Annotated in this window: 7 protein-coding genes; 1 reads left to right on the top strand and 6 read right to left on the bottom strand. The window is 38.4% G+C overall.

The features are described from left to right. The 6 genes from AC06OU_RS07195 to gmk form a co-directional block, all read right to left on the bottom strand. Window positions 1-377: methionyl-tRNA formyltransferase (locus tag AC06OU_RS07195; RefSeq protein WP_475854936.1), on the bottom strand; the 377-nt coding region annotated here is incomplete at its 3' end. Continuing rightward, entirely contained in the window at window positions 374-865 is a 492-nt protein-coding gene (gene def, locus AC06OU_RS07200; protein WP_340884159.1) for a peptide deformylase, read from the bottom strand. The genes def and AC06OU_RS07195, both read right to left, overlap by 4 nt. A 25-nt stretch (window positions 866-890) precedes the next feature. Beyond that, window positions 891-3,302, bottom strand: coding sequence for a primosomal protein N' (gene priA, locus AC06OU_RS07205; RefSeq protein ID WP_475854938.1), 2,412 nt, complete (start codon window positions 3,300-3,302; stop codon window positions 891-893). Then, window positions 3,299-4,507, bottom strand: coding sequence for a bifunctional phosphopantothenoylcysteine decarboxylase/phosphopantothenate--cysteine ligase CoaBC (gene coaBC / locus AC06OU_RS07210; protein ID WP_475854939.1), 1,209 nt, complete (start codon window positions 4,505-4,507; stop codon window positions 3,299-3,301). The genes priA and coaBC overlap by 4 nt, the downstream gene beginning before the upstream one ends. A gap of 159 nt (window positions 4,508-4,666) precedes the next feature. Then, entirely contained in the window at window positions 4,667-4,891 is a 225-nt protein-coding gene (gene rpoZ, locus AC06OU_RS07215) for a DNA-directed RNA polymerase subunit omega (RefSeq protein ID WP_169358547.1), read from the bottom strand. Window position 4,892: 1 nt separating this feature from the next. Then, window positions 4,893-5,513, bottom strand: a complete 621-nt coding sequence (gene gmk, locus AC06OU_RS07220) for a guanylate kinase (RefSeq protein ID WP_169358546.1) — start codon at window positions 5,511-5,513, stop codon at window positions 4,893-4,895. Window positions 5,514-5,890: 377 nt separating this feature from the next. Here gmk and AC06OU_RS07225 point away from each other — a divergent pair. Further along, on the top strand, window positions 5,891-7,516 hold a 1,626-nt coding region (locus AC06OU_RS07225), incomplete at its 3' end, for an Rqc2 family fibronectin-binding protein (protein WP_475854942.1).

Consider the following 7,516-nt stretch of genomic DNA (forward strand, 5'->3'; position numbering starts at 1 on the left):
ATAATTGCTTGGTGTATTGGGGCACCTCCACGATACGCTGGAAGTAAGGATGCATGCACATTGATACAACCGTATTTAGGTGCTTCTAGTAATTCTTTCGGTAAAATTTGACCAAAGGCAGCAGTGACGATTAAATCTGGCGCCAGGTTAAGGATTTGATTGAGTTCCTCAGATCCCTTTAGCTTGTTTGGCTGAATGATTGGTAATCCAAGCTCTAAAGCCTCTTCCTTTACCGGAGGAGGAGTTAACACTTTTTTCCTACCTACTGGTCGATCAGGCTGAGTCACAACAGCACTAATCTCGTAGCCTTCCTCAACTAGCATGCGTAAGATTGGTGCTGAGAAAGCAGGTGTTCCCATGAATACGATAGAAGTCATAGCTCATCCTCCTGTTCATTCTCCAACTCTTCCAAATCAACATAACGAATTATTTTAGAGGTAAATAAAATACCGTGTAAATGATCAATTTCATGTAAAATTGCTCTTGCTTCGTAGTCCTCTGCCTCTAACTCATATAAAGAGCCATCACGATCTTGAGCCTCTACCTTCACATAAAATGGACGCTCTACCTCTCCATAAATGTCAGGAAAACTTAGGCAGCCTTCAACTTCCACTTCTGAACCGCCTATTTCAACTACTTCAGGATTGATCATTTCAATTACTTCTTGACCTTCTCCTAAGTCTACAATTGCCACTTGGATGGCTTCTCCAACCTGGGGCGCAGCAAGACCGATACCATCTGAAGCAATCATTGTGTCATACATATCGTCTAGTAACTTACCAAGTTTCTCATCAAATGCATGAACTTCTTTACATTTTTGGGTTAATACTTCGTTGGGGTGTGTAACGATTGATCGAATTGCCATTTCTAAATTCCTCTTTTCAAACAGCCTATAAAATAGTGGAGGGATCTAAATCTACTGTAAGTATGACCCCTTTTTTTATCCACTCCGTACGGTAAATTTTAATCAGTTGCTGTAGTTTTTCAATTAATAGTGGTTCTTGTTTGTATTTTATCAAACATTGGTAGCGATATCTATTTTGTATCTTGCTAATTGCACTTGCAGTCGGCCCTATTACCATACTCGTGCTCGATAGATTACCTCGTAACCAATCGGTAGCAAGCTTCGCATATTCTGCTGCAAGAAGAACATTTTCATGCGTAACTTGCACTAATGTAACGTAATAGAATGGTGGATATTCATATTGCTTACGCATAATCATTTCATTATGGTAGAAGGGCTCGTACAATTGGTCCTTAGAGTACTCTATCGCATAGTGCTCCGGGGTATACGTTTGGATGAATACAATACCTTCCTTATCGTGTCTTCCTGCTCGACCACTTACCTGTGTCATTAGCTGAAATGTTTTTTCTGCAGCTCTAAAATCTGCAAGATGGAGAGTTGTATCGGCATTCAAGACACCTACCAAAGTGATATTAGGAAAGTCCAGTCCTTTTGCTATCATCTGTGTTCCTAATAGAATGTCTGCCTCGCCATCTCCAAACTGTTTCAGGATACGTTCATGAGATCCCTTCGTCCTAGTAGTGTCAACATCCATTCGTAAAACTCTGGCATAAGGAAATAATTTTGTAATTTCCTCTTCTACCTTTTGCGTACCTGTGCCAAAAAAACGGATATGTTCACTCTGACATTCTGGACACTGATGAGGCACTGGCTCCTCATGTCCGCAATAATGACATTTTAATCGTTCACCTTCTCGGTGATACGTTAAGGAAATATCACACTGGTCGCATTCTACAACTGTTCCGCAATCTCTACAAAGAACAAAGGAGGAGAAGCCTCTCTTATTTAAAAAGAGTACAATTTGTTCTTTCTTTTCTAGTTTTTCTCGGATAGCATCTGCTAAAGGAACACTAAACATAGAACGGTTCCCATTTTTCAGCTCCGCACGCATATCCACTATATTGACGGTTGGTAAAGCTTGCTCTTTCGCCCTCATTGTTAATGTTAGTAAAGTGTATACCCCTTTTGATGCACGTGCATAGGATTCTAAAGAGGGTGTGGCACTACCTAAAATAACTGGGCATTTATGATACTCACTTCTCCAAATTGCAACATCTCTGGCATGGTAGCGCGGTGTATCCTCTTGCTTATAGGAGGACTCATGTTCCTCATCTAAAATAATGACACCTAAATCCTTAAATGGAGCAAATACTGCTGATCTAGCTCCAACAACAACCATTACTTCGCCACGCCAAATTTTACGCCATTCATCAAATTTCTCGCCGGTGGATAGGCCACTATGCATTACTGCCACCTGATCACCGAATCGCAGCTTGAATCGTCGTGTCATTTGGGGTGTTAAAGAAATTTCAGGTACTAGCATTATTGCTTGTTTTCCTTCTGCTATAGATTTTTCTATTGCATGAAGATAGATTTCTGTTTTACCGCTGCCTGTTATCCCGTGCAATAAAAAGGTAGTGTTTTCTCTATTATTTTGAGCATTTGTAATGTTAGATAATGCAGCCTTCTGTTCAGTAGTTAGCTGTACTCGGTTATCACGATCTTGATAGTCAAGCGAAGTAATCTCCCGATACACCTCTTCTAGCTCTTTCACTAATACCTTTTTATTAATAAGTGCATGAACAGTGGCATTACTAACAGCCGCAGCCTGAATCATTTCTTGCATAGTGAAAGAGTTTCTTTCTTGTGCTAGAAGCCACTCTATCAATTCTTTTTGTTTTACTGCTTGTTTGGTGAGCTTATTTAGTTGATCCATTATAAATTCTTTATCTTCCACCAGCGTATATTTGGTAACTGTTTTAACTTTTGTTTGCTGCTTAATAATATTTTCGAGCAATAGACTACCTTCTGTTAAATGCCTTTTCATCAAACGTAGCATTCCTGCTTTTTCAAATTCCTCATATGGTAGCACTTCTTTTTTTCCAAAAAGCTCTAAAATCTCATCGTCAAGTTGGGAAGGATCCATTATCTTAATATTTTTTTTATAAGATGCTCGTAAGGCAGCCGGAAGCATTACTTGAAGAGCGTCAATTTCATAGCAGAGAGTTTTCTTTGTCATCCATTTAGACAGCTCTAGCAATTCTTCCGTAATAACTGGCTCAACATCTATAATCGATAGAACTTCCTTAAGCTTTGTTCGATCTATATCTGTTTCTCCTTTAATATTGGTAATAAACCCTTGCACTTTTCGATTACCAAAAGGAACATGAACCCGGCTACCTCGTTCTACTAAGTCTTTCAAATGTTCAGGTACTACATAATCAAACGGTCGGTCAATCGGATATGCAGCTACATCAACAATAACCTCTACAATCATAGAGTCTCATCTTTCTCTAGCTCGATTATCATGCGGAATAACTGAAGGGCTAGCTCCTTCTTACTGGTTTGTGGAAAGTGAATATCGATATCATTCTTTCCAACAAGAGTCACGGCATTCGTTTCTGTCCCAAAACCAGAACCTTCTTCTGTTACATCATTAGCTATTATATAATCTGCATTTTTCTTTTTTAGCTTACCTTTTGCATAATGTACAACATCATTAGTTTCAGCTGCAAAACCAACTAATATTTGACTTGTTTTACGTTTTCCCAACTCTGATAATATGTCCGTAGTTTTTTCCAAAGCAATTGTAACTTCCCCCTCTTTTTTCTTCATCTTTTGAGGGTGTATTTCTTTCGCCTTATAATCAGCTACCGCTGCTGTTTTCACTACTATAGAGGCTGTTTCAAAATGATCAAGGACTGCAAGAAACATATCCTCTGTGCTTTCGACGTTAACTAGCTTTACATTTTGAGGAGCTTCTATTGCAACTGGACCTGAAATAAGAATAGTCTCTGCTCCTAGCTTAGAAGCAGCCTCTGCCATTGCATATCCCATTTTACCGCTTGAAAAATTAGTTAAAAATCGAACAGGATCTAGCTTTTCTCTTGTAGGACCTGCAGTTACGACTACCTTTTTCCCTTTTAGAGGTAAGTCTTTCGGAGAAAAATGTGTTTCCACTAACTGTACAATTTTTTCTGGTTCTTCCAATCTTCCCTTTCCAACGTAACCACATGCTAAAAAGCCTTCAGATGGCTCGATAAATGAATATCCGTCTTTTGAAAGCTGTTCAATATTCCGTTTTACTGCTGGATGGTCGTACATATGTACATTCATAGCAGGCGCAATCCAAACATCTGCTGTTGTTGCTAAAAGAGTAGTGGTAACCATGTTATCCGCTATCCCATTAGCAAGCTTGGCAATAGTATTAGCTGTTGCAGGAGCAACGAGCACCAAATCCGCCCAATCTGCTAAATCTATGTGTGCAATAACCTGCGAATTTTTTTCATCAAACGTGTCATAGTATACATCATTTCTTGACATCGCTTGAAAACTTAATGGTGTCACAAATTCCATAGCGGATGGTGTCATCATTACCTTCACTTCTGCGCCAGCCTGCGTTAGCTTACTTACTAGCGCAACTGCTTTATAAACTGCAATCCCGCCTGTCACACAAACAAGAATTTTCTTAGAAGTTATCATTATTAATCCCCTCTCTAAACAACAACCTCCCAAAGAACAGATACATTCTTTGGGAGGTGTCTTTTCATCCGATTTGCCTTGGCATTTACTCCTAAGGTATCCGTCGAGGCATTTAACTATTACTTTAGCCGTTGTCTAACGCAAGCTAAATAGAGTTACTTATACTTCATCCTCGTATACAGCATTTTCGTTAGTGGATTCGATTTTAAGCTCTCCAGCAGCTACTTCCTCAAGTGCTTTACCAACCTGCTTCGCTGAAACGTAAATACCTAGGCGCTCTCCGCCTTCTTCTTGTAACTGGCGTGCTCTTTTAGAAGCAACGCTTACTAATGAATACTTTGAATCGATTTGGTTTTTTAATGAATCTACTGATGGATATAACATTTTAAAATTCCCCTTCCAACATGGCTAAATATCTTTTTTCTACACGTTCACGGCGGCAATGCTCCGCTGCTACAATTGCATTAATCTTTGCGCAAGCTTTTGTAACTTCATCATTTTCTACAACATAATCATATAAGTGCATCATTTCTAGTTCCTGCCTAGCAGCTAGTATACGGGAGTTGATGACATCCTCTGTCTCTGTCCCTCTACCTATCAATCGTTGCTCGAGCTCGCTTAAACTAGGAGGAGCAAGGAAAATAAATAAGGCATTTGGTGCTTTTTCGCGTACTAAAGCAGCTCCTTGAACTTCAATTTCTAAAAAAACGTCTCGACCTGAGTCTAACGTTTCATTCACATAGTCAATTGGAGTTCCGTAATAGTTTCCTACATAAGATGCATACTCTAACAATTTACCTTGCTCGATCAAGGCTTCAAACTCTTCCTTCTTTTTAAAGAAATAATCCACACCATCTACTTCACCCTCGCGCGGGAGTCTTGTAGTCATGGATATGGAGTACTCATAGTTCGTTCCCGGTTCAGAGAACAACTCTTTTCTTACAGTTCCTTTACCCACTCCGGATGGACCTGATAAAACGATTAATATCCCTTTTTCTCTTCGCATAACTTCTCCTTCAATTACATGCTATCTCCGAATACTAACTTTAATACATACTTTACTGATTATAACACAAGTCCTCTATAAAATGATAAGATTAAAAGAAAAGCAAGGACTTGTTTATTACTTTAGCTATATTAACAATTTTTAGATTTTATCGTTTGAGATTGTTTTACTTAAAGATATACAAGTTTAAAGCTATAATTGAGTTCACATGATAGAGAAACTTATCGGTGAGAGGATAAAATCGCCTATGCAGGTAGTTTTTTAGTCCACTCTTATTCCAATGTAAAAAAAATCATAGTCGCTGCATTTTTACCAAACTAACATAGTTTAATGAATTTTAAATGAATATAAAAAACTGTTTTGAAAGAGGAATTATTATGGCTTTTGATGGATTATTTACCATTTCAATGAAAACTGAATTACAACAAATTGTAACAGGTCGTATTTCTAAAATACACCAACCAAATGCACAAGAAATACTTATGCAAATACGAGCTCAAGGGAAAAACTTTAAATTATTGTTTTCTGTACATCCTTCCTATTCTCGCATACAACTCACTCATGAATCGATCGATAACCCAGCTACTCCACCACTGTTTTGCATGGTGCTTCGCAAGCATCTAGAGGGCGGAATCATTACTGCGGTTCGCCAACATGAAACGGATCGAATTATTATACTAGAAGTACTAAGCAAAAATGAAATCGGGGATGATATTACCCGCGAGGTTCATATGGAAATAATGGGCCGTCATAGTAACCTGCTATTAGTAGATCCTAGCAGAAACTTGATCCTAGAAAGCATTAAACACTTATCTCCTTCGATGAATAGCTATCGAACCATTTTGCCTGGTCAGCCCTATATTGCACCACCTACACAGAACAAGCTGAACCCACTAGTATATTCCGAGGATTTAACAAATGTGATTTTCAATGCATCAGACCCTAAAGAAATAGTAGAAAAGATTTCAGGGTTTTCTCCACTTCATGCAAAGGAATTAATATATCGCATGAACGAAATCACTAATACCGAAAAGCTTGATGTTTATAAATCCTATATAAGTGAATTTTTGCAAGGTGGTACTTCTAAGCAAATCGTAGAGATAAACGGTAAAACTTATTATTCACCCAATGCTTTAAATCATTTAGATGGCACTAAGTTTGACGAACACAATTTAGGCAGCTTGTTAGACCGTGTCTATTTTGCCAAAGCTGAACGTGATCGAGTGAAGCAGCAAGCTGGCGATTTAGAACGATGGCTACAAAATGAACTAAATAAGCTAAAGTTAAAAATGAAGAAATTAAAAAAGGATTTCGAACAGGCTGAAAAGCTAGATACATTCCAGTTATTCGGTGAATTGTTAATGGCCAATGCATATGCAATTGATAAGGGTCTGTCTGAGGTGGAATTAGTTAACTATTATGATGAAAATGAAAAAACCGTTGTCATTCCATTAAATGATAGAAAGACTGCTACCCAAAACGCTCAAAGTTACTACAACCGTTATACAAAAGCAAAGACTGCCCTGTTAAAGATTGAACAGCAGCTAGAAATAACCCAAGATGACATCGCTTATTTTGAGCTATTACAACAACAGGTCATGCAGGCATCTCCTACTGACATCGAGGAGATTCGAGAAGAGTTAATGGAACAAGGCTTGCTTAAAATGAGAGCATCGAAAAAGAAGAAAAAACCTGTAAAACCAACACCTGAAAAGTATATTGCCTCTGATGGCACAGAAATTTCAGTTGGTAAGAACAACAAGCAAAATGACTATGTGACATTTAAGCTAGCGAAGAAAACAGATACTTGGCTGCATACGAAGGATATACCTGGTTCTCATGTTGTTATACATTCAGATAACCCATCTGAAACAGCCCTATCAGAAGCAGCAAACCTGGCAGCATATTTTAGTAAAGCCCGTGAATCTTCTTCAGTGCCAGTTGACTATACAGTAATCAAACAAGTGAAAAAGCCAAATGGATCGAAACCCGGCTTTGTCATT

The sequence above is a fragment of the Psychrobacillus sp. genome (assembly GCF_056205495.1).

What these genes read in the sequence shown, in the direction of transcription:
- def (WP_340884159.1), bottom strand. Translation starts at nt 865, where the DNA reads ATGGCAATTCGATCAATCGTTACACACCCCAACGAAGTATTAACCCAA.
- priA (WP_475854938.1), bottom strand. Translation starts at nt 3,302, where the DNA reads ATGATTGTAGAGGTTATTGTTGATGTAGCTGCATATCCGATTGACCGA.
- coaBC (WP_475854939.1), bottom strand. Translation starts at nt 4,507, where the DNA reads ATGATAACTTCTAAGAAAATTCTTGTTTGTGTGACAGGCGGGATTGCA.
- rpoZ (WP_169358547.1), bottom strand. Translation starts at nt 4,891, where the DNA reads ATGTTATATCCATCAGTAGATTCATTAAAAAACCAAATCGATTCAAAG.
- gmk (WP_169358546.1), bottom strand. Translation starts at nt 5,513, where the DNA reads ATGCGAAGAGAAAAAGGGATATTAATCGTTTTATCAGGTCCATCCGGA.